Genomic DNA, 20,516 nt, shown 5'->3' on the forward strand with positions numbered 1-20,516 from the left:
GATTGCGGCTTCCGTCGCCCGATTGATCGACGAAGCCATTGGTTGGTTTCAACTTGCAACCCGCTTCGCGACATGATCAAACAGCGCCCGCAAATCATAGGGGAGACGGGTCATGGCCACCGCGATCAAACAGGATATTGCCGGCGAAACGCAGCGTATGCACGAGGTGCTCGCGGCGCAGAAGGCGAGCTTTACGGCCGCCATGCCAGAAAGCCTTGCCGTACGGACTGACCGGCTCGACCGCGCGATTGCGATGCTGGTCGATCATGCCGAGGATTTCGCCAAGGCGGTGAGCGAGGATTTCGGCCATCGCAGCCGCGAGCAGACGCTGATGACCGACATCATGCCCTCGGTCAGCGCGCTCAAGCATGCGAAGAAGCATCTCGCTGCCTGGTCGAAGGGTGAGAAGCGCAAGCCGACTTTCCCGCTCGGCCTGCTCGGCGCGAAGGCCGAGGTGATTTATCAGCCGAAGGGCGTCGTCGGCGTCGTCGCGCCGTGGAACTTCCCGGTCGGCATGGTGTTCGTGCCGATGGCGGGCATCCTTGCCGCGGGCAACCGCGCGATGATCAAGCCGAGCGAGTTTACCGAGAATGTCTCAGGCCTGATGGCGCGGCTCGTCCCCGATTATTTCGACGAGAGCGAAATGGCGGTGTTCACCGGTGATGCCGAGGTCGGCATCGCTTTCTCGAAGCTCGCCTTCGACCATCTTATCTTCACCGGTGCGACGGGTGTCGGGCGGCACATCATGCGCGCCGCCGCCGACAATCTGGTGCCGGTGACGCTCGAACTCGGCGGCAAGTCGCCGACTTTCATCGGGCGCAGTGCCAACAAGGATCTCGTCGGCCAGCGCGTCGCGCTCGGCAAGATGATGAACGCGGGGCAGATCTGCCTCGCGCCTGACTATCTGCTCGTGCCTGAGGATCAGGAGGGCGAGGTGATCGACAGCGTCGTCAAGGGTGCGACCGCGCTCTATCCGACCCTGCTCGCGAACGACGATTATACCTCGGTGGTCAACGGGCGGAATTACGACCGCTTGCAGGGTTATCTCGCCGACGCGCGCGAGAAGGGTGCCGAGGTGATCGAGGTGAACCCTGCGAACGAAGATTTCGCGAGCGCCAACGGCCACAAGATGCCGCTCCACATCGTCCGGGGCGCGACCGATGAGATGAAGGTGATGCAGGAAGAAATCTTCGGCCCGATCCTGCCGGTCAGGACCTACAAGACGATCGACGACGCGATCGACTATGTCAACGAGCACGACCGTCCGCTCGGCCTCTATTATTTCGGGCAGGACAAGAGCGAGGAGGACCGCGTGCTGACGCGGACGATCTCGGGCGGGGTCACGGTCAACGACGTGCTGTTCCACAATGCGATGGAGGATCTGCCCTTCGGCGGGGTCGGGCCGTCGGGGATGGGCAATTACCACGGGGTCGACGGGTTCCGTACCTTCAGCCACACGCGCGCGGTCTATCGCCAGCCCAAGCTCGATGTCGCCGGGCTCGCGGGCTTCAAGCCGCCCTATGGCAAGGCGACCGCGAAGACGCTGGCGAAAGAACTCAAGAAATAGCTTGGCAAGCGGCGGCGCTTCGCCCTAGGGGAAGCGCCGCGCTTTCGGCATCATGCCGACGCTGTGCCCCTGTGGTGAAATTGGTAGACGCGCTCGACTCAAAATCGAGTTCCGCAAGGAGTGCTGGTTCGAGTCCGGCCAGGGGCACCATAACCGCCGCGCAAATCCTCCATTCGCCGTGCGACGAACCGCTCGTCCGGTCTGGCAAACGGTCGGGCTTATGAATCGGTCGCGCTGCCTCCTGTAACAATTGACGCCATGACGGCCAGCTAACATGCGTGAGCTTCGAGGCGGGGGCCTTGGGGCGGGTCGGCCCTTTCCGGGTGCTTTCCGTGCCCCAGCAACAAGGGTGTCGCCTCGCTTATGAATATGTTCCGGCGCTTCTCACCGGCCGCGCATGATATCGCCATCGACCTCGGGACCGTGAATACCGTCATCTACGCCCGCGACCGCGGGATCGTGCTCAACGAACCGTCGGTCATCGCGCTGGAAACGCGCGACGGCGTCCGCCGCGTCAAGGTTGTCGGTGACGAGGCCAAGCTGATGATGGGCAAGACGCCCGCCAATATCCAGGCGCTGCGTCCGTTGCGCGACGGCGTGATCGCCGACATCGACATCGCCGAGCAGATGCTCAAGCATTTCATCGAAAAGGCGGTCGGCGTCGCCGGGCCGCTCCGCTCGCGCAGCCACATCGTCGTCTGCGTGCCGTCGGCCTCGACCGCCGTCGAGCGCCGCGCCATCCGCGATGCCGCGACCAATGCCGGCGCGGCGAGCGTGCGGCTGATCGACGAACCGCTTGCCGCCGCGATCGGCGCCGGCTTGCCCGTCACCGAGCCGCGCGGGACAATGGTCGTCGATATCGGCGGCGGGACGACCGAGGTCGCGGTGCTGTCGCTGAGCGGGGTCGCCTATTGCAATTCGGTGCGCGTCGGCGGCGACAAGATGGACGACATGATCGCCTCCTACATCCGCCGCAAGCATAATATGATGATCGGCGAAATGACCGCCGAGCGCGTCAAGCTGCTGCTCGGTTGCGCGCTCCCGCCCGAGGGCGAGGGGATGGCGATGGCGGTCAAGGGTCGCGATCTGGTCAGCGGCCGTCCGTCCGAAATCACCGTGTCGGAGGCGGAAATCGCCGAAGCGCTCGCCGAGCCCGTCGGCCAGATCCTGATGGCGGTGATGGCGGCGCTCGAGGAGACCGCGCCCGAACTGTCGGCCGACATCATCGACGACGGGATCACGCTGACCGGCGGCGGCGCGCTGCTCGGCCGGATGGACCAGGCGATTGCGAAGCGGACGGGCCTGCCGGTGCGGGTCGCGTCCGACGCCCTGATCTGCGTCGCGATGGGGGCCGGGCAGGCCATGGAAGAAGCCGCCTTTCACGGCGCTCTGGCTGCCGCCTGACCCGCCGCGTCGAGGCGGGCCTCCACCCCGACCGTCATCTACCCATTTCTGCACTTAATGCCGCCGTTCTGGCGCCGTTAAATTTCGCAAATTGGGAATTTTATTCATATTCGGCAGGCAATGTGGCGGTGGATTCAGGTTAACTCATTGATGAACCGTTAACTGCGGGAAGCGGCGACGTTGAGTAACAAGAAGATTTTCGCTATGCATAGGGTGGCGTTATTCATGCGTACTGAAGTATAACGATGACCTATTCCCGCTCGCCCGGCGCTATTCCGAATGAGGATGGCATGAAGAAACCGATCGCTGCCAATACCGCGTCCCAGCCGGTCGCCGGAGCGGATGCCGATCGCCGCGGCGGCGATCGCTATCGCACCGTCTGGCGCATCGCAAAGGTGACGCGCGACGGCGACGTCGGGTTGTGGCGCGTCCGCAACATGTCGGATCGCGGGATGATGCTTGCCGCCGACGTGCCGGTTGCGGTCGGCGAGAAGCTCGAAATCGCGCTGTCGGACGCCGTCGTCGTCCGCGGCAAGGTCGTGTGGGCGGAGGGCGGCCGTCTCGGCGTCGAATTCGACCGGGAAGTCGATGTCGCCGACGTGCTGAAGCAGCTCGCCGCCGAACAGCGCGCGAGCGGCTATCGCCAGCCGCGCCTGCCGGTGCACACGCAGGCAAAGGTCACGACCGAAGAGGGGACGAGCGACATCGAGCTCGTCGACCTGTCGCAGAGCGGCGCCGGCTTCGTCCACAACGGCGCGCTCGAGGTCGGCAAGGAAGTCGACCTGGTCCTCGCCAGCGGCATCCACCGCAAGGCGATCGTCCGCTGGGCGCGCGGGACGCGCGGCGGCTTGTGGCTGACGCAGCCGCTCGACCGCGCCGACCTTGAGAGCATCCGCCGCTTCCAGGGCTGAGCGCTATGCCGCGCCTTTGACGATCTTCGCCCAGGGATTGAGGTCGGGCTCGCCGATCTTGCTCAGCCGGTTGTGGTCGCGGTGCAGGAAAGGCTCGTCGCGGCCCTTCACCATCAGCATCGTGTCGGACACATAGCTCCACGATCCGTCGTCGTGAAAATCGACCGTCAGCTGGTAGCTGTCGGTGCGAAAGGCGAGGTCGAGGAAGGTGGTCGAGCAGATGCCATATTCGGTCTGGCCGCGCTCGGCCCTCAGCACCAGTTTCCGGTCGCCGGGCTTGGCGTGGCCCGCCGCGATCGCGATCTGGCCGCGCGGGATCGCCAGCGTCTGCAGGATCAGGCCGGTCGCGGCCTCATAGAGCCAATAGCCGACCTGATCGTGGAAGGTGATGTCCTCTTCGCGCGTGTTGATATGGACATGATAGCGCAGGCCATAGAAAAGCTGCGGACCGTTCGCCTGCGGGTCGATCGGCTGCATCTCGATCCGCTCGTAATATTTGCGCGTTTCGGGGCCGTCGGCCTTCGGGTTGACGTCGACGCCGCGCTGGCCCTCCCATATGCCGGCCAGCCGGCGCAGCGGGCCGAGATTGTTCAGCGTTTCGGGATCGACGTCCTCGGGCTCGGTGAAGATATCGTCGGGTATGTCCATGCTCGCCCCTCTCCAATCGGTCAGATGTCCTCGACCAGCCGTCCGTAAAGCTGCGGGCGGCGGTCGCGGAAGAAGCCCATGCCGGCGCGGTGCTTCGCGGCGCGGTCGAGGTCGATCGTTTCGACGAGCACGCCGGTTTCGCTTGCGCCGAACGCCTGCGCCAGGTCGCCCCATTCGTCGGTGATGAAACTGTGGCCATAGAAAGTCGCATCGCCCTCGGTCCCGATGCGATTGGCGGCGATCACCGGCATGCAGTTCGACACGCTGTGCCCCTGCATCGCGCGGCGCCACATGCGGCTGGTGTCGAGATCGGCGTCATAGGGCTCGGACCCGATCGCGGTCGGGTAGAAGAGCAGTTCGGCGCCCATCAGCGCCATTGCGCGCGCGCATTCGGGATACCATTGATCCCAGCACACGCCGACGCCGATCCGCGTCCCGAACAGGTCCCAGACCTTGAAGCCCGTATTGCCGGGGCGGAAATAATATTTCTCTTCATAGCCGGGGCCATCGGGAATGTGGCTCTTGCGATACGTCCCCATGATCGCTCCGTCGGGGCCGATCATCGCGAGCGTGTTGTAATAATGCGGCCCGTCCTTCTCGAAGAAGCTGGTCGGGATCGCGACCTTGAGCTTCGCCGCCAGCGCCTGCATCGCGACGACGCTCGGGTGCTCGGCGGTCGGGCGCGCATTCGCGAAGAGTTCTTCCTCTTCGACCTGGCAGAAATAGGGGCCTTCGAAGAGTTCGGGCGGCAGGATCACCTGCGCGCCTTTCACCGCCGCTTCCTCGACGAGCGCGGTGACGGCCTCGATATTGGGCTGAACGGGACCGGGCAAGGGAAGCTGCAGCGCGGCGACGGTGATGGTGCGGGTCATGGCTTTGTGGGCTCGGCTGGCTCGGACGGGGGAGGAAGCTTCCAACGGATCGACTGTTCAAACTGGAATGCCTTGGGTTTCCCCTTATCATCCAATGGCGGTTTAAAGCGTCCCTTTTCCATCATCAGTTTGCAAGCGGAGGCATCCAGTTCGGGATCGGCTGACTGCACGATCTCGCAAGATTTGGGAAGGCCGTCGGCCCCCACCTGCAATCGGACCCTTGTGACGCCTTCGACCTGTTCCTTTTGAGCGCCGCTTGGATAATCCCAGTTTGTCGTTTGCCCGTACACTGGCAACGCGATGACAAGGGCAAAAAAATGGGCTGGGACTGCAAACGATTTGTGTGACATTCTGCTCATGTTGGCACCTGCTGGCTCGAACAATGGAAGCTGCCGCCGCCGACGATGATCCCGCGCGCGGGCACGCCGACGGCGCGGCGATCGGGGAAGAGCGCGGCAAGCATGTCGACCGCGGCCTGATCGTTCGCCACGCCATAGGTCGGGACGACAACGACCGTATTGCCGATGTAGAAATTCATATAGCTCGCCGCCGCGATCTCGCCGTCGATTTCGACCCGGCCCGGCGAGGGCAGGTCGACGATCTCGATTCCGTCGAAGGCCGCGGTGCGCGCGCGGGCGTCGGCATAGATATGGGCGTTGGGGTCATCGTCGCCCGCCGCAACAGGCAGCGCGAGGCGACCTTCGCCGACGAAGCGCGCGAGATTGTCGACATGGCCGTCGGTGTGATCGCCGATCAGCCCGTTGCCGAGCCACAGCAGCCGGTCGATGCCGAGCGACTGGTGGAGGCGCACCGCGATATCCTCGCGCGTCAGCACCGGGTTGCGGTTGGCGTTGAGCAGGCATTCCTCGGTGGTGACGCAGAGGCCGCTGCCGTCGACGTCGATCGCGCCGCCTTCGAGCACCCAGTCCTGATCGTCCACGGGCAGGCCCGATCCGGCGGCGAGCGCCGCGCCCACTTCCTGATCGCCCGGCATGACGAATTTCTCGCCCCACCAGTTGAATTCGAAATTGCGCGCGCGCCGCGCCGCGCCCGTGCCGGCGACGATCGGCCCGGTATCGCGCAGCCAGATGTCGCCGAGCGGCTGGACGAGGATGCGGACGCCCGCGTCGACGAGCTTTGCGGCGACTTCCGCCTGTCGCTCGTCGTTGACGACCAGCCGCACCTCTTCGCCGCGGCCGCCGTCATGGACGGCGTTCGCGAAGGCGGCGATGTCGGCGCGGGCCGCGTCGATCGCGCCCGCCCATTCTTCATCGAGGTGCGGAAATCCGATCCACACCGCCTCGTGCGGCGCCCATTCTGCGGGCATCTTGAGCGTCATGGGCGCTTGTCCTTTATCTCGTCATTGCGAGGAGCGAAGCGACGCGGCAATCCAGAGCTGCCTATACCGCTCTGGATTGCTTCGCTTCGCTCGCAATGACGAAGCTCTACTTCGCAGGGCGCGACTTGTCGCGCGCGGCGCGGAACTCGTCGCCTTCGTTCCAGTTCGGCCACGCCGTCGTCGATGCGAGCATCCGGCCGGCGGCATAATAGAGCTTGAGGTCGGCGAGCATCCCGTCCCAATTCTTGATCGCCGCATATTCGTCGGCGGGTGCGTGATAGCGGTTCTTTTCATAATCTTCTGCCGCCTTCTTGCCGGCTTCCTTGCCGCCCGCGACCAGGTCTTCGCCCGCGCCGAAGTTGAAGAAGGGCACGCCCAGCTTCGCGAAGCTGAAGTGATCCGAACGGTAGTAGAAGCCCTTTTCGGGGGTCGGTTCGTCGACGATCGCGACGTTCGCAGCCTTGGCGACCTTTTCGAGATAGGCGTCGAGCTGCGACTTGCCGCGGCCGACGACGACGATGTCCTTCGCGGGGCCATTGGGATTGAGCGAGTCCATGTTCACCCCGCCGACGGTCTGGCCGAGCGGGAAGATCGGGTTCTCGGCATAATATTTGGAACCGAGCAGACCCGATTCCTCGGCGGTGACGGCCAGGAACACGATGCTGCGATCGGGCGCTCCGGCCTTCTTGTAAGCCTGCGCCAGCGTGACGAGACCCGCGATTCCGCTCGCATTGTCGACCGCGCCGTTGCAGATGCCGTCGCCGTTCACCGGCGTGCAGCGGCCGAGGTGATCCCAGTGGCCGGTGTAGAGCACATATTCGTCGGGCCGCTTGGCGCCCGGCAGCACGCCGATGACGTTATGCGACATCTTCCTGGCGATCGCGTTATCGAAGCCGAAGGTCGCCTTCACGCCGGTCAGCGCGACGGGCTTGAACCCCTTTTTCGCGGCGGCGGCGCGCAGCGCGTCGAAATCCTGCCCCGCGCTCGCGAACAGCTCCTTCGCCTTGCCGAGCTGGATCCAGCCGTTCGCGGCGGTTTCCTTGGCGCCGCCGTCCTTGCTTTCGGCCAGATAATTGGCGCCGGTGTTGCTGCTTTCGACGACGTTCCAGCCATAGGCGGCGGGTTCGGTGTCGTGGACGATCAGCGCGGCGGCGGCGCCCTGACGCGCCGCTTCCTCATATTTATAGGTCCAGCGGCCGTAATAGGTCATCGCCCGGCCGTTGAATTCGCCCTTGGCTTCCTTCGTCTGCCAGTCGGGGTCGTTGACGAGGATGATGACGGTCTTGCCCTTGACGTCGAGCCCGGCATAGTCGTTCCAGCCCTTTTCGGGCGCGTTGATGCCATAGCCGACGAAGACGACGTCGCTGTCCTTGATCTCGGTCTTCGGCTGCACGCGGTAGCTGAAGGCGACATAGTCCTTCGCATATTGCAACGTGACCGGCGCCTTGCCGCCGGAGAAGGTCAGCGGGGTCGCGTTTTTCGTCGTGATCTCGACCAGCGGGACATCCTGCGTCCACTTGCCGTTGTTGCCGGGCTTCAGTCCCGCCGCCTCATATTGCTTGATCAGATAGGCGATCGTCTTTTCCTCGCCCACCGTGCCGGGCGCGCGGCCCTCATAGGCGTCGGAAGACAATTCCCTGGTGACGTCCTGAAGCGTCTGCAGCGACAGGTCGGGGAACTGGACGTCGGGCAGGGCGACGGCGGTGGCCGCCTTGTCGGCGCCGCCGCATGCGGCGACGGTCAGGAGGACCGCGAAAGCCGCGGTGGTTCGGGGGAAACGAAGCATGGAATTCCTCGGGGTTTCGTTTGCGGGCGACCGGGCTTGTGCCAGTCGTCGCGTACCGATGCAAGGCGGAGCGGCAGGGGACGATGCCGCCGATAAGGTTCCAAAGAGACTTGATAATTTCGGTGCGGGTGGCAGTCCTTCGGCACAAGATTCTAACGGGGGACTATATCTTGGTTTCGCATAAATTTTTCGCTCGGGGCCTGTCGGTACTGGCCCTGCAGGCCTCGCTTGTCGCTGTTCCCGCCGCGCAGGCGCAGGACAACGACCTTGCGGCGCGGTTCGGCGCGCTGGAATCGATCCTCGACGTCAGCCTCTCGCCCGATGGCCAGCACCTTGCCTTCATCGGGCAGGGGACGAAGCAGAAGCGCCAGCTCTTCATCGTCGACACGACCGAAGGGGCGCAGCCGCGCCTGATCCTGTCGAGCGACGGCGGCGCGGCGGGCAGCCTCAGCTGGTGCGGTTGGGTCACCAACGCACGGCTCGCCTGCCAGACCTTTGCGCGCGACAATATCGCCGGCGACGTGCTCGCGGCGACGAACATCATCGCAGTCGACGCTGCCGGCGGCAACCTGCGGGTGCTCAGCAATCGCCGTAGCGCCCGCTCGCTCTATGCCGATTTTCGCGGTGGCAGCGTGATCGACTGGTCGTCGACCGACAATGGCTCGCTGTTGATGACCCGCAGCTATGTGCCCGAGGTCAGCACGGGCACGCATCTTGCCAAGAAGGCGGAAGGTCTGGGCGTCGACCGCGTCGATTCGGTGGACGGCACAGCGCGCCGGGTCGAAGCGGCGAACCGCGATGCGATCCACTATCTCTCCGACGGGCACGGCAATGTCCGCATCATGGCGACGCAGGGCTTCACCAGCAGCGTCGGGCAGTTCGATCCGGTGATCCGCTATTCCTTCCGTCCGAAAGATGGCGGCAGCTGGCAATATCTGTCGCAACGCGACATCGTGACCGACGAAGGCTTCCTGCCGGCCGCGGTCGATGCCGCGACGAACCGCGTCTATGGGTTCCAGAAGATCGACGGCCGCCAGGCGGTGGTCGCGATGGCGCTCGATGGCAGCGGGACGACGACGACCATCTACAAACATCCCGAGGTCGACGTCGACGATATCGTCCGCGTCGGGCGCAACGGCCGGATCGTCGGCGTGTCCTATGCCACCGACCAGCGCACGGCCGTCATGACCGACCCCGCGATCGCCAAGATGACGAACGCGCTGTCGCGGGCGCTGGGCGGCAAGCCGGTGGTGATCGTCGACGCATCGGCCGACGAGAGCCGCTATATCGTCCGCGCCGAATCCGACACCGATCCCGGCGCTTATTATCTTTACGTTCCCGCGGCGAAGGAACTGCGGCCGCTGCTGCTGTCGCGCGAACAGCTGGCGACCGTGAAACTGTCGCCGGTGAAGGCGATCACCTATCCCGCGGGCGACGGCACGATGGTGCCCGGCTATCTGACGCTGCCGCCGGGGCGCACCGATGCGAAGGGGCTGCCCGCGATCGTGATGCCGCACGGCGGGCCGTCGGCGCGCGACGAATGGGGGTTCGACTGGCTCGCGCAATATTTCGCGCAAAGCGGCTATGCCGTGCTCCAGCCCAATTATCGCGGCTCGTCGGGCTATGGCGACCAATGGTATCAGAACAACGGCTTCCAGTCGTGGCGCATCGCAGTGGGCGACGTGACCGACGCCGGCCGCTGGCTGGTCAGGGAAGGCGCCGATCCCGCGAAGCTGTCGATCGTCGGCTGGTCCTATGGCGGCTATGCCGCGCTGCAATCGGGGGTGCTTGCGCCCGACCTGTTCAAGTCGATCGTCGCGATCGCCCCCGTCACCGATCTGGCGCAGCTGAAGGATGAAGCGATGCGCGACGGCTCTGCCCGGATCGAGGGGAAATTCATCGGCACCGGGCCGCATGTCCGCGAGGGTTCGCCGGCGCAGAATGTCGCCGCGATCAGGGCGCCGGTGCTGATGTTCCACGGCACGCTCGACCAGAATGTCGCGATCGCGCAATCGCGCACGATGAAGCGCGCGCTCGAAGGCGCGGGCAAACGCGTCGAACTTGTCGAATATCCCGACCTTGCCCACTCGCTCGAGGCGTCGGAGGCGCGCACCGACATGCTGCGGAAGATCGCGGCCTTCCTGCCGCATTGAGGAAGGCCGGTTAAACGAAAAGGGGCGGCCCGTTTCCGGACCGCCCCCTTGAATTCGATATCGAACCCGATCAGCGCGAATAGAATTCGACGACGAGGTTCGGTTCCATCTTCACCGGATAGGGCACTTCGTCGAGCGTGGGCACGCGGACGAAGGTCGCCTTGGTGCCGTCGAGCGCCAGATATTCGGGCAGGTCGCGCTCGGGCAGGCTTTGCGCTTCGGCGACCAGCGCCATTTCCTGCGCCTTCTTGCCGAGGGTGACTTCGTCGCCCGGCTTCACGAGGCGGCTTGCGATGTTGCACTTCACGCCGTTCACATAGACGTGGCCGTGGCTGACGAGCTGGCGGGCCGAGAAGATCGTCGGCGCGAACTTGGAACGATAGACGACCGCGTCCAGGCGGCGTTCGAGTAGGCCGATCAGGTTCTGGCCGGTATCGCCCTTCATGCGCGACGCCTCGAAATAATTCTTCTTGAACTGCTTCTCGGTGATGTCGCCGTAATAGCCCTTCAGCTTCTGCTTCGCGCGGAGCTGGATGCCGAAGTCCGACATCTTGCCCTTGCGGCGCTGACCGTGCTGGCCGGGGCCATATTCGCGGCGGTTGACCGGGCTCTTCGGGCGACCCCAGATGTTTTCGCCCATCCGGCGGTCGAGTTTATATTTGGCGCTCTGGCGCTTCGACATATGTCGTCTCCAATTTGCTGTGTGCCGAAGGATTTCGGCGGTTTCCCGGATCGCACCACATGGAAGGCTCCATATGCGACCACCGCTTCACCGGGGTGCGGGGTCAATTTGCGAAGGCGCGCCGTTAGACGGTGGGGAGGGAGGAGTCAAGTCCGCGTCCCATGCTGGACGGCGCGGAAAAAGCCGCTAAAGGCAGCGCGCATGACCGTCATCAAACTACCCGACGATTGCGAAACGATGATCGAGGTGCGCGCCGGGGTCGACCAGATCGACCGCGAGCTCGTCGCGCTGCTGGCGCGCCGGTTCGGCTATATGGATGCCGCGGCCCGGATCAAGACCGACCGGAATTCCGTGCGCGACGAAGCCCGCAAGGCCGAGGTTCTCGACAATGTCGCGCGCGCAGCCGAGGCCGCGGGGCTGGAGCCCGCGCGGCTGCGCGCCGTCTGGAACGAACTGGTCGAACAGTCGATCGCCTATGAAGCGATCAGGTGGGACGCCCTTCGCGGCTGACGCCGGAAAGGCTCAATTCCCTGCTGCGCCGTGGGTCAGGCGCGCATCGCTGCCGACGTTGGTCTGCTGCTCGCTTTCCCACTCTTCCTGCGTCTTGCAGGTCTGGCGCTTCATGCGCGAGCCGGTGTTGGTGTGGCTCTGGCAGATCTTCTTGGGCTTCTTGGCCTTGACGGTGGTCGTTGCCGGATCGGCAGGGGTGGCGGCTTCGGGGGCGGCCGCGGACAGCATCAGCGAAAGAACGAGAGAGAGCATCATAATCTCCGAATGAGGATGCGCTCCGTTATCGCGGCCGCGGCGTCCTGCCAAGTATCGTAATGATGCCGTGCATCATCCTGATATCATTATACGACCAGCCGGTCTTGGTGAGCGCGGTCCGCAAGGTGCGCAGCGTCGCTTCGGTGCGGTCGGCGGGAAAGAAATAGCCCGCGGCGTCGAGGTCGCGGATGAAATGCTGGATCAGCTGCTCCATCTCGCCATGCTCGGCGGGCGGGTCGAGCGGCACTTCGGGCGGACTCGCCAGCGCGATGCCCTTCGACCATTCATAGGCGAGCAGGATCACTGCCTGCGCGAGGTTCAGCGAGCCGAATTCGGGGTTGATCGGCACCGTCACGATGGTGTGGGCGAGCGCGACGTCGTCGGTTTCCAGCCCCGATCGTTCGGGGCCGAAGACATAGGCCGACCGGCCCGCCGTCGCATGGACCTGCTTCGCCGCCTCCTCGGGCGTGAGGACGGGCTTGCTCACGCCGCGCTTGCGGACGGTGGTCGCATAGATGGTCGTGCAATCGGCCACTGCGTCCGCCAGCGTGTCGAAGACCTCGGCCCTTGCCAGCACGATGTCGGCGCCGGACGCTGCCGGCCCCGCATCGGGGTTCGGCCAGCCATCGCGCGGCGCGACGAGACGCAGCTCGGTCAGCCCGAAATTGAGCATCGCGCGCGCCGCCTTGCCGATATTTTCGCCAAGCTGCGGCCGTACCAGAACGATGACGGGGGGCGGGGCGGCCGCGCTCATTTGCCGGGCCGTGCCGCCTCGGTGATCGAAGAGGCGAATTCCTCGAAATCCCTGGCTTCGGTGAAATCGCGATAGACGCTGGCGAAGCGGATATAGGCGACATTGTCGAAGCCCTTGAGCGCTTCCATCACCATCGCGCCGATCTGCGCCGCCTGCACCTCATTCTCGCCCGAGGTTTCGAGCTGGCGCTGGATCCCCGAGACGAGCCTTTCGATGCGCGCGCCGTCGATCGGGCGCTTGCGGCACGCGATCTGGACGCTGCGCATTAGTTTCTCGCGGTCGAAGGGCTCGCGGCCGCCGCCCGCCTTCAGCACCGCGACCTCGCGGAGCTGGATGCGCTCGAAGGTCGTGAAGCGCGCGCCGCAATCCTCGCACTGGCGGCGGCGACGGATCGCCGCACCGTCCTCGGTCGGACGGCTGTCCTTCACCTGGCTGTCTTCATGTCCGCAATAGGGGCAGCGCATGGATCAGCGACGCACCCGCATGAGCAGCGCGATCGCCGCGCCGATGAACAGACCGACGGGCCAGCTGATCGCGTCGAGCACCAGTCCGAGCGCAGCCCCGATCGCACCGCCGATCAGCACCGGCCGCGTCGACGGGTGCGCCATCCCCTGCTTGCCCATCGCCTTGACCTCTTCGATCGTCAGCTCGACCAGCGTCGGTTCCTCGGGGTGCTGCCGCGCCATCGCCTTATCCCTGATAGATGGGGAAGCGTTCGCAAAGCGCGCGGACGCGACCGCGAACGTCGGCCTCGACATCGGCGTCGCCATGCTCGCCCTTGTCGCGCAGCGCTTCCAGCACGTCGGCGACCATGTCGCCGATTTCCTCGAACTCGGCGATGCCGAAACCGCGCGTCGTGCCCGCGGGCGATCCGACGCGGATGCCGCTGGTCTTGACCGGCGGCAGCGGGTCGAAGGGAACGCCATTCTTGTTGCAGGTGATTGCGCTGCGTTCGAGCGCCTCGTCGGCGTCGCGGCCCGTGACGCCCAGCGGACGCAGGTCGATCAGCGCGAGGTGCGTGTCGGTGCCGCCCGCGACAACGTCGGCGCCGCGCGCCTTCAACCGGTTCGCGAGTGCCTGCGCATTGGCGATGGTTGCCTTCGCATAATCCTTGAACTCGGGGCGCAGCGCTTCGCCGAACGCCACCGCCTTGGCGGCGATGACATGGACCAGGGGCCCGCCCTGCAGGCCCGGGAAGACCGCCGAATTGATGCGCTTGGCGATCGCTTCGTCATTGGTCAGGATCATGCCGCCGCGCGGGCCGCGCAGCGTCTTGTGCGTCGTCGTGGTGACGACATGCGCGTGCGGCAGCGGCGAGGGGTGTGCGCCGCCGGCGACGAGGCCCGCGAAATGCGCCATGTCGACCATCAGCAGCGCGCCGACATCGTCGGCGATGGCGCGGAAGCGCGCGAAATCGAGTGTGCGCGGATAGGCCGAACCGCCCGCGATGATCAGCGAGGGGCGATGTTCCTTCGCCAGCGCCTCGACCTGGTCGAAATCGACGAGATGATCGTCGGCGCGGACGCCATATTGCACCGCGTTGAACCATTTGCCCGACATGGCGGGCGGCGCGCCGTGGGTCAGGTGGCCGCCGGCGTCGAGGCTCATGCCGAGGATCGTCGCGCCGGGCTTGGTCAGCGCAAGCATCACCGCGCCGTTCGCCTGCGCGCCCGAATGCGGCTGGACGTTGGCGAAATTGCAGTCGAACAGCGTCTTCGCGCGGTCGATCGCCAGTGTCTCGACCTCGTCCGACGGGGCGCAGCCCTGATAATAGCGCTTGCCCGGATAGCCCTCGGCATATTTGTTGGTGAAGACGCTGCCCTGCGCCTCCAGCACCGCTTTCGAGACGATGTTTTCGCTGGCGATCAGCTCGATCTGATACTGCTCGCGCTCGAGCTCGTGCTTGATCGCGGCGGCGACCGCCGGGTCGGTCGCGCCGACCCCATCGGTGAAATAGCCGGCCGACTTGATGGGCTTGGCGAGCGTTTCGGTGGTCATCGGCTGGTCTCCAGGATGGGCGGGTGGGAAAGCTTGTCGACGCGGCGTGCGTGGCGGTCGCCCGCGAAGTCGGTGGTCAGGAAGGCGGCGATGCACGCCTTCGCCATGTCGATGCCGGTCAGCCGCGCGCCGAGTGCGATGACATTGGCGTCGTTATGCTCGCGCGCCAGTTTGGCCGACAGCGGTTCGGATACGAGCGCACAGCGGCACGCCGGGTTGCGATTGACCGAGATCGAGATGCCGATCCCCGAACCGCAAAGGGCGACGCCCTTGTCGGCGCTGCCGCTCGCGACGGCCGCTGCGAGGCGATAGCCATAATCGGGGTAGTCGACGCTGTCGGGGCCGTTGGTGCCGAGGTCGGCGACCTCGTGCCCCTCGCCGCGCAGCCAGTCGGCGAGCACGGCCTTCAGCTCGTAGGCGGCGTGGTCAGAGGCTATCGCGATGCGCATGGCGCGGCTCCCGCTGGAGAAAGGGAATCGATGACGCGCCTTTAGGCGAAGCGCGGCCGATTGGCCATAAGCGAGGTGGCAAATTTGTGACGCCGGCGATATGGGCGCGCCATGTCCGACACGATCCTGTCCGTGCTGATGCTGACCGGCGTCATTTTGACCGGCGGCGCCGTCTATGTCTTCCGCAAGGGCGACCGGCGCCGCGCGCTGCTGATGCTCGTCGCCGCGTTGGTGATGTTCGCCAATGTCGCGATCTGGCTGGTGCCCACGAAATAGCGCATCGTCATTGCGAGCGAAGCGAAGCAATCTCCAGCTAACGATCGTCAATACCGATCGCTGGAGATTGCCGCGTCGCCTTCGGCTCCTCGCAATGACGAAGATGGCTGGATCAGCAGGTCAACGGATCGGCGAATCGGGGGCGAGCCGCATGTCCAGATAGTTGTCGAGCGACTTCATCAGCTGGTCGAGCTCATGCTCGAAGAAGTGGTTGGCGCGCGGGATTTCGTCGTGGTGGATCGTGATGCCCTTTTGGGTGCGCAGCTTGTCGACCAGCTTCTGGATCGCGGCCGGGGGCACGATCTCGTCCTGCCCGCCCGCGACGATGATGCCCGACGAGGGGCAGGGCGCAAGGAAACTGAAATCATACATGTTCGCCGGCGGCGCGACCGACAGGAAGCCGCGGATTTCGGGGCGGCGCATCAACAGCTGCATCCCGATCCACGCGCCGAAGCTGAAGCCCGCGACCCACGTCGTCTGCGCCTCGGGATGGATCGACTGCACCCAGTCGAGCGCCGAGGCGGCGTCACTGAGTTCGCCGATGCCGTTGTCGAACGTGCCCTGGCTGCGCCCGACGCCGCGGAAGTTGAAGCGCAGCACCGCAAATCCGCGCGCGACGAAGCTCTTGTACATCGCCTGCGTGATGCGGTCGTTCATCGTGCCGCCGCCCTGCGGGTGCGGGTGCAGGATGAGCGCGACCGGCGCGCGCGGGCGCGGCGGCGGCGAGAATCGGCCTTCGATGCGGCCCTCGGGGCCGGGAAAAATCACGTCGGGCATGGGCGCACCTCTTGTCTTTTTGAGCTCAAGGCCGAATCGCCGGCTGGCGGGGTGGCGGAGCGAAGGTGGCGCCTATATAGAAATCGGGTAGCAAGTTGCAACTTTTGCGAATCGCTCGCAATAAGGCGTTCAGCCCGGTTCGTCATCCCGGACTCGATCCGGGATCCACTATTCCGGCGCCGCTAGAAGGGATCCCGGATCAAGCCTGTCCTGAGCCTGTCGAAGGGTCCGGGATGACGACGATCCAGAGCATCGCTCGACACCAAAGAGATTAATGGGCAAATGCCACCGATGATTTACCTCGACTATCAGGCCACGACGCCGCTCGCCCCCGAGGCGCGCGAGGCGATGCTGCGCTGGCTGGAAGGAGCCGGCGAAGGAGACGGCTTCGCCAACCCGTCGAGCACGCACAAGGCCGGCCGCGCTGCCGCGGCCGCGGTCGAAGTGGCGCGCGACCAGGTCGCGGCGCTGCTGCCGAGGGGCGGGCGCGTGTTCTTCACCTCGGGCGCGACCGAGGCGCTCAACTGGGCGCTGTTCAGCGGCGCGAAGGCGAAGCCGGGCGGCGTCGCGGGACTGAGCATCGAACATGCCGCCTCGCTGCAATGCCTCGAACGGCTGAATGCCACGATTTTGCCGGTCGATGGCGAAGGGGTCGCCGTCGCGCCCGATGATGTCCTGATTCCCGAAAACGGCATCGTCGCCACGATGCTGGTCAACAACGAGGTCGGGACGATCCAGCCGGTCGCCGCCTTCGCCGCCGCCGCCCATGCAAAGAACAGCCTGCTGCTCTGCGACGCCGTGCAGGGTTATGGGCGCGTCGCGATTCCGGGCGAGGCCGACCTGATCGCGATCTCGGCGCACAAGATTCACGGGCCGAAGGGCATCGGTGCGCTGTGGGTGCGCGACGGAATCGACCTCGAGCCGCTGATGTTCGGCGGCGCGCAGGAACAGGGGATGCGGTCGGGCACCGTCTCGCCCGCGCTGTGCGCCGGTTTCGGCGCCGCGGCGGCGCTGGCGGCGGAGCGGTTCGAACAGGATGCCGCGCATGTCGAGCGCCTGTGGTCGGTCGCGCGCGACATGCTGCCCGAATGGACGCTCAACGGCGCCGAAAGCCCGCGCTATCACGGCAATCTCAACGTCCGCCGCGACGGCGTGAACGGCCTTCGTCTGATGTCCGACGCCCGCAATGTCGCTTTCTCGCTTGGCAGCGCGTGCGGCAGCGGGTCGGGCAAGGTCAGCCATGTGCTGCGCGCGATGGGGGTCGGCGAAGCCGACGCGCGCGCGTCGATCCGCCTCGGCTGGGGGCGCTACACGACCGAAGAGGCGTTGCGCGAGGGGCTGAACGCCATCAAGGATGCGGCGCGGCTGCAGGGAGTGAATTGAGTGCGCGTCACCTTCATCCACGCCGACGGCAAGGGCCGCACCGAGGCCGAGGCCGAGCCGGGTTCCATTCTGCTCGATGTCGCGCAGGCGCATCTGATGCCGCTCGAAGGGACGTGCGAGGGGCAGATGGCGTGCTCGACCTGCCACGTCATCGTCGACAGGCAGGACTTCGACCGCCTCCCCGAAGCCAGCGAGATGGAGGAGGATATGCTCGACCTTGCCGCCGGGGTGCGCCGCACCAGCCGCCTGTCGTGCCAGATCGTGCTGACCGAGGAGCTGGACGGGCTGACCGTCCATATTCCCGCTGAAAGCCGCAATATGCAGCGATCGCGGTAACAGGTTGCGACCGGTTGTTGCCCCAAAGCGGACAAAAGGACCAACCTTGCATTTCTCCGCGTCCGCCGCCATATGCGCCGCGGGAGTCGGGCGGACGCAGTCTTCGCCAACCCGGTCAGGTCCGGAAGGAAGCAGCCGCAACGAATTCGCTGCGGGTCGTTCCGGCTCCCACCCTCGGACATTTTTAACCTCGTCACCCTGAACCTGTTTCAGGGGTCATGGCCCCTTGCTCTCGTTCGACGCTGCGTCCGCGGGCAACGGCGCGCCATGGATGCCGAAACAAGTCCAGCATGACGAGGGGCGGGAGGCACGGTCCGCATTCCCCTTCGACAAGCGTGCCGCCGCCCCTTAAGACGGGGCTATGGACGATTCCGCCGACGACGAACCGACGATGCCGGGCATGGATTTGCCGGAGACGCCCGCGCCCGCGGCATCGAGCGGCCCATACCGCGTCCTCGCCCGCAAATATCGCCCGCAAACCTTCGCCGAACTGATCGGGCAGGATGCGATGGTCAAGACGCTGGGCAACGCGATTGCCCGCGACCGGCTGGCGCATGCCTTTCTGATGACCGGGGTGCGCGGGGTCGGCAAGACCTCGACCGCGCGCCTCATCGCCAAGGCCTTGAACTGCATCGGCCCCGACGGGCAGGGCGGGCCGACGATCGATCCGTGCGGTGTCTGCGAACCATGCCGCGCGATCACCGAGGGGCGTCATATCGACGTGATCGAGATGGACGCCGCGTCGAACACCGGGGTCGACGACGTCCGCGAGATCATCGAGGCGGTGCGCTATGCCGCGGTGTCGGCGCGCTACAAGATCTACATCATCGACGAAGTGCATATGTTGTCGCGTAACGCCTTCAATGCGCTCCTCAAAACGCTCGAAGAGCCGCCGCCGCACGTCAAGTTCCTGTTCGCGACGACCGAAGTGAACAAGGTGCCGGTGACGGTGCTCTCGCGCTGCCAGCGCTTCGACCTGCGCCGTATCACCCCCGACATGCTGTTCGCGCATTTCAGCGCGATCCTGCAGAAGGAAGGCGTCGAGGCCGAAGCGCCGGCGATCTGGCTGATCGCCAATGCCGCCGAAGGGTCGGTGCGCGACGGCCTGTCGATCCTCGACCAGGCGATCGCCCACGCCGATCTCGATGGAGGCGGCAGGATCGGCGCCGATCAGGTGCGGACGATGCTCGGCCTCTCCGATCGCACCGCGATCGCGCAATTGATGGCGGCGATCCTCGAGGGCGACAGCGGCGGCGCGATCGACCTTGCCCGCGCCCAATATGCGCTGGGGATCGAGCCCGTCGCGATGGTGCGCGGGCTGATGGACCTGACGCACGCGGTGACGCTCGCCAAAGTGTCGCGCCACGACGATCCCGCGCTCGCCGCGAGCGACCGCGAACGCATCGGCGACTGGGCGAAAAAGCTGGGTTTCGCGCCGCTCAACCGCCTCTGGCAGCTGTTGCTCAAGGGGCATGACGAGGTGCTGCGCGCGACCAACCCGCTCGAACATCTCGAAATGCTGCTGCTGCGCGTCATCTACGCCGCCTCGCTTCCCGATCCGGGCGAGCTTGCGAAGCTGCTCGAATCGGGCGGCGTGCCGGCGATGCCGCTCGGTGCGCCGCCCGCACCGACCGGGCGCGAGAGCGCGGCTGCGGCCGGACCGGTGCCGGAAAGCGCCGAAACTCCCGCCTCGGCGCTCACCATCGCGCAAATCCACCAGCTGCTGGAAAGCACCGGTCATCATCAGCTTGCGCGCCAGGTTTATGACGATCTCAAACTTGTCGAGCTCGAACCCGGCCTGCTCGTCTATGCCCCCGTTCCGGCGCTCGACGGCGATTTCGCGCGCCGGCTGGGCGAGGCGCTGCTTGCCCAGACCGGCAGCCGCTGGCAGGTCCGGTCGGGCGAGGGCGAGGGGCGCCCGAGCCTCGGCCAGATGCGCGCCGCGAAACTGGCCGACAATGAGTCCCGTATTCGCGAACTGCCGGTCGTGAAGGCCGCGCTCGCGGCTTTCCCCGACGCAAGGCTTGTCGAAGACGACGCCAACCATCAAAGGCTGAACCCATGAAATCGATCGAAGAAATGATGAAGGCGGCACAGGAAGCCGCCGCCACCGTACAGGCGCAGATGCGGGAGGCGCAAGCGAAGCTCGACACCGTCGAGGTCGAAGGCGTGTCGGGCGGCGGGCTCGTCAGGATTCGTGCCAGCGCCAAGGGCCGGATCAAGGCGATCCATATCGACGACAGCCTGATCGTCCCATCCGACAAGCAGATGCTCGAGGATTTGCTCGCCGCTGCGTTCAACGATGCGCGCGAAAAGGCCGATGCGGCGAGCAACGAGGAAATGGGCAAGATGACGAGCGGCCTGCCGCTGCCGCCGGGGTTCAAGCTGCCTTTCTGACGGTCTTGTCCCCCGCTTC

At 65.6% G+C, this 20,516-nt stretch carries 23 protein-coding genes, 1 tRNA gene and 1 other RNA gene; 12 read left to right on the top strand and 13 right to left on the bottom strand.

Features of this window, described 5'->3' with window-relative positions; translation table 11 throughout:
• Positions 1–112: 112 nt before the first annotated feature.
• The 4 genes from J1N50_RS04240 to J1N50_RS04255 all read left to right on the top strand — a co-directional run bounded on the left by J1N50_RS04240 (position 113) and on the right by J1N50_RS04255 (position 3,882).
• Complete coding sequence (locus tag J1N50_RS04240) at positions 113–1,567, top strand: coniferyl aldehyde dehydrogenase (RefSeq protein WP_215350511.1); 1,455 nt, start codon at positions 113–115, stop codon at positions 1,565–1,567.
• Between the two features lie 65 nt (positions 1,568–1,632).
• Positions 1,633–1,717 (top strand) — tRNA-Leu (locus tag J1N50_RS04245).
• 213 nt (positions 1,718–1,930) lie between these two features.
• Positions 1,931–2,971, top strand: coding sequence for a rod shape-determining protein (locus J1N50_RS04250; protein WP_281414803.1), 1,041 nt, complete (start codon positions 1,931–1,933; stop codon positions 2,969–2,971).
• Positions 2,972–3,261: 290 nt separating this feature from the next.
• Positions 3,262–3,882, top strand: a complete 621-nt coding sequence (locus J1N50_RS04255) for a PilZ domain-containing protein (RefSeq protein ID WP_215350513.1) — start codon at positions 3,262–3,264, stop codon at positions 3,880–3,882.
• 3 nt (positions 3,883–3,885) lie between these two features.
• Here J1N50_RS04255 and J1N50_RS04260 read toward each other — a convergent pair whose 3' ends face one another.
• The 5 genes from J1N50_RS04260 to J1N50_RS04280 all read right to left on the bottom strand — a co-directional run bounded on the left by J1N50_RS04260 (position 3,886) and on the right by J1N50_RS04280 (position 8,527).
• Entirely contained in the window at positions 3,886–4,530 is a 645-nt protein-coding gene (locus tag J1N50_RS04260; RefSeq protein ID WP_215350514.1) for an FABP family protein, read from the bottom strand.
• Between the two features lie 20 nt (positions 4,531–4,550).
• The gene (gene aguB / locus J1N50_RS04265) at positions 4,551–5,402 is read right to left on the bottom strand and encodes an N-carbamoylputrescine amidase (protein WP_215350515.1); all 852 of its coding nucleotides are present in this window, start codon (positions 5,400–5,402) and stop codon (positions 4,551–4,553) included.
• Positions 5,399–5,752: an energy transducer TonB gene (locus tag J1N50_RS04270; protein ID WP_215350516.1), complete on the bottom strand. Its 354-nt coding sequence runs from the start codon at positions 5,750–5,752 to the stop codon at positions 5,399–5,401. Before J1N50_RS04270 ends, aguB begins: the two co-directional genes overlap by 4 nt.
• A gap of 5 nt (positions 5,753–5,757) precedes the next feature.
• A complete protein-coding gene (locus tag J1N50_RS04275; protein ID WP_215350517.1) occupies positions 5,758–6,741 on the bottom strand; it encodes an agmatine deiminase family protein in 984 nt (327 codons plus the stop codon).
• Between the two features lie 106 nt (positions 6,742–6,847).
• Positions 6,848–8,527, bottom strand: coding sequence for a M28 family metallopeptidase (locus J1N50_RS04280; RefSeq protein WP_215350518.1), 1,680 nt, complete (start codon positions 8,525–8,527; stop codon positions 6,848–6,850).
• Between the two features lie 170 nt (positions 8,528–8,697).
• Here J1N50_RS04280 and J1N50_RS04285 point away from each other — a divergent pair, with 170 nt between their 5' ends.
• Positions 8,698–10,680, top strand: a complete 1,983-nt coding sequence (locus J1N50_RS04285) for an alpha/beta hydrolase family protein (RefSeq protein WP_215350519.1) — start codon at positions 8,698–8,700, stop codon at positions 10,678–10,680.
• 70 nt (positions 10,681–10,750) lie between these two features.
• Here the strand turns inward: J1N50_RS04285 and rpsD are convergent, their stop codons facing one another.
• The gene (gene rpsD / locus J1N50_RS04290; protein WP_215350520.1) at positions 10,751–11,362 is read right to left on the bottom strand and encodes a 30S ribosomal protein S4; all 612 of its coding nucleotides are present in this window, start codon (positions 11,360–11,362) and stop codon (positions 10,751–10,753) included.
• A gap of 201 nt (positions 11,363–11,563) precedes the next feature.
• Between rpsD and J1N50_RS04295 the strand changes: the two genes are divergently transcribed.
• A complete protein-coding gene (locus J1N50_RS04295; protein ID WP_215350521.1) occupies positions 11,564–11,872 on the top strand; it encodes a chorismate mutase in 309 nt (102 codons plus the stop codon).
• Between the two features lie 12 nt (positions 11,873–11,884).
• On the opposite strand, the gene J1N50_RS04300 is transcribed toward J1N50_RS04295, so the two are convergent.
• From J1N50_RS04300 to rpiB, 6 genes are read right to left on the bottom strand one after another with little or no spacing between them, the layout of a single operon-like run.
• Positions 11,885–12,124, bottom strand: a complete 240-nt coding sequence (locus J1N50_RS04300; protein ID WP_215350522.1) for a hypothetical protein — start codon at positions 12,122–12,124, stop codon at positions 11,885–11,887.
• Positions 12,125–12,152: 28 nt separating this feature from the next.
• Positions 12,153–12,881, bottom strand: coding sequence for an RNA methyltransferase (locus J1N50_RS04305; protein WP_215350523.1), 729 nt, complete (start codon positions 12,879–12,881; stop codon positions 12,153–12,155).
• Entirely contained in the window at positions 12,878–13,345 is a 468-nt protein-coding gene (gene nrdR / locus J1N50_RS04310; RefSeq protein ID WP_215350524.1) for a transcriptional regulator NrdR, read from the bottom strand. Before nrdR ends, J1N50_RS04305 begins: the two co-directional genes overlap by 4 nt.
• Before the next feature lie 3 nt (positions 13,346–13,348).
• Entirely contained in the window at positions 13,349–13,567 is a 219-nt protein-coding gene (locus J1N50_RS04315; RefSeq protein WP_215350525.1) for a hypothetical protein, read from the bottom strand.
• Between the two features lie 4 nt (positions 13,568–13,571).
• A complete protein-coding gene (glyA, locus tag J1N50_RS04320; protein ID WP_215350526.1) occupies positions 13,572–14,879 on the bottom strand; it encodes a serine hydroxymethyltransferase in 1,308 nt (435 codons plus the stop codon).
• Positions 14,876–15,328 (bottom strand): ribose 5-phosphate isomerase B, encoded by a 453-nt coding sequence (rpiB, locus tag J1N50_RS04325; RefSeq protein ID WP_215350527.1) that lies wholly within the window; start codon positions 15,326–15,328, stop codon positions 14,876–14,878. Before rpiB ends, glyA begins: the two co-directional genes overlap by 4 nt.
• Positions 15,329–15,439: 111 nt before the next feature.
• Here rpiB and J1N50_RS04330 point away from each other — a divergent pair, with 111 nt between their 5' ends.
• Positions 15,440–15,604, top strand: a complete 165-nt coding sequence (locus J1N50_RS04330; protein WP_215350528.1) for a hypothetical protein — start codon at positions 15,440–15,442, stop codon at positions 15,602–15,604.
• Positions 15,605–15,724: 120 nt separating this feature from the next.
• Here J1N50_RS04330 and J1N50_RS04335 read toward each other — a convergent pair whose 3' ends face one another.
• Positions 15,725–16,381 (bottom strand): alpha/beta hydrolase, encoded by a 657-nt coding sequence (locus J1N50_RS04335; RefSeq protein WP_058453864.1) that lies wholly within the window; start codon positions 16,379–16,381, stop codon positions 15,725–15,727.
• A gap of 291 nt (positions 16,382–16,672) precedes the next feature.
• On the opposite strand from J1N50_RS04335, the gene J1N50_RS04340 reads away from it, so the two are divergent.
• The 5 genes from J1N50_RS04340 (at position 16,673) to J1N50_RS04360 (ending at position 20,497) form a co-directional block, all read left to right on the top strand.
• Positions 16,673–17,764: a cysteine desulfurase family protein gene (locus tag J1N50_RS04340; protein WP_215350567.1), complete on the top strand. Its 1,092-nt coding sequence runs from the start codon at positions 16,673–16,675 to the stop codon at positions 17,762–17,764.
• On the top strand, positions 17,765–18,100 hold the full coding sequence (locus J1N50_RS04345; RefSeq protein ID WP_215350529.1) for a 2Fe-2S iron-sulfur cluster-binding protein: 336 nt from the start codon (positions 17,765–17,767) through the stop codon (positions 18,098–18,100).
• A gap of 78 nt (positions 18,101–18,178) precedes the next feature.
• An RNA gene (ffs, locus tag J1N50_RS04350) (signal recognition particle sRNA small type) lies at positions 18,179–18,276 on the top strand.
• A 185-nt stretch (positions 18,277–18,461) separates the two neighbouring features.
• Complete coding sequence (locus J1N50_RS04355) at positions 18,462–20,165, top strand: DNA polymerase III subunit gamma/tau (protein ID WP_215350530.1); 1,704 nt, start codon at positions 18,462–18,464, stop codon at positions 20,163–20,165.
• On the top strand, positions 20,162–20,497 hold the full coding sequence (locus J1N50_RS04360; protein WP_215350531.1) for a YbaB/EbfC family nucleoid-associated protein: 336 nt from the start codon (positions 20,162–20,164) through the stop codon (positions 20,495–20,497). The genes J1N50_RS04355 and J1N50_RS04360 overlap by 4 nt, the downstream gene beginning before the upstream one ends.
• The last annotated feature ends 19 nt before the right edge of the window (positions 20,498–20,516 follow it).

This window comes from Sphingopyxis soli (assembly GCF_018682675.1).
In the GTDB taxonomy this organism is placed as follows: Bacteria; Pseudomonadota; Alphaproteobacteria; order Sphingomonadales; family Sphingomonadaceae; genus Sphingopyxis; species Sphingopyxis soli.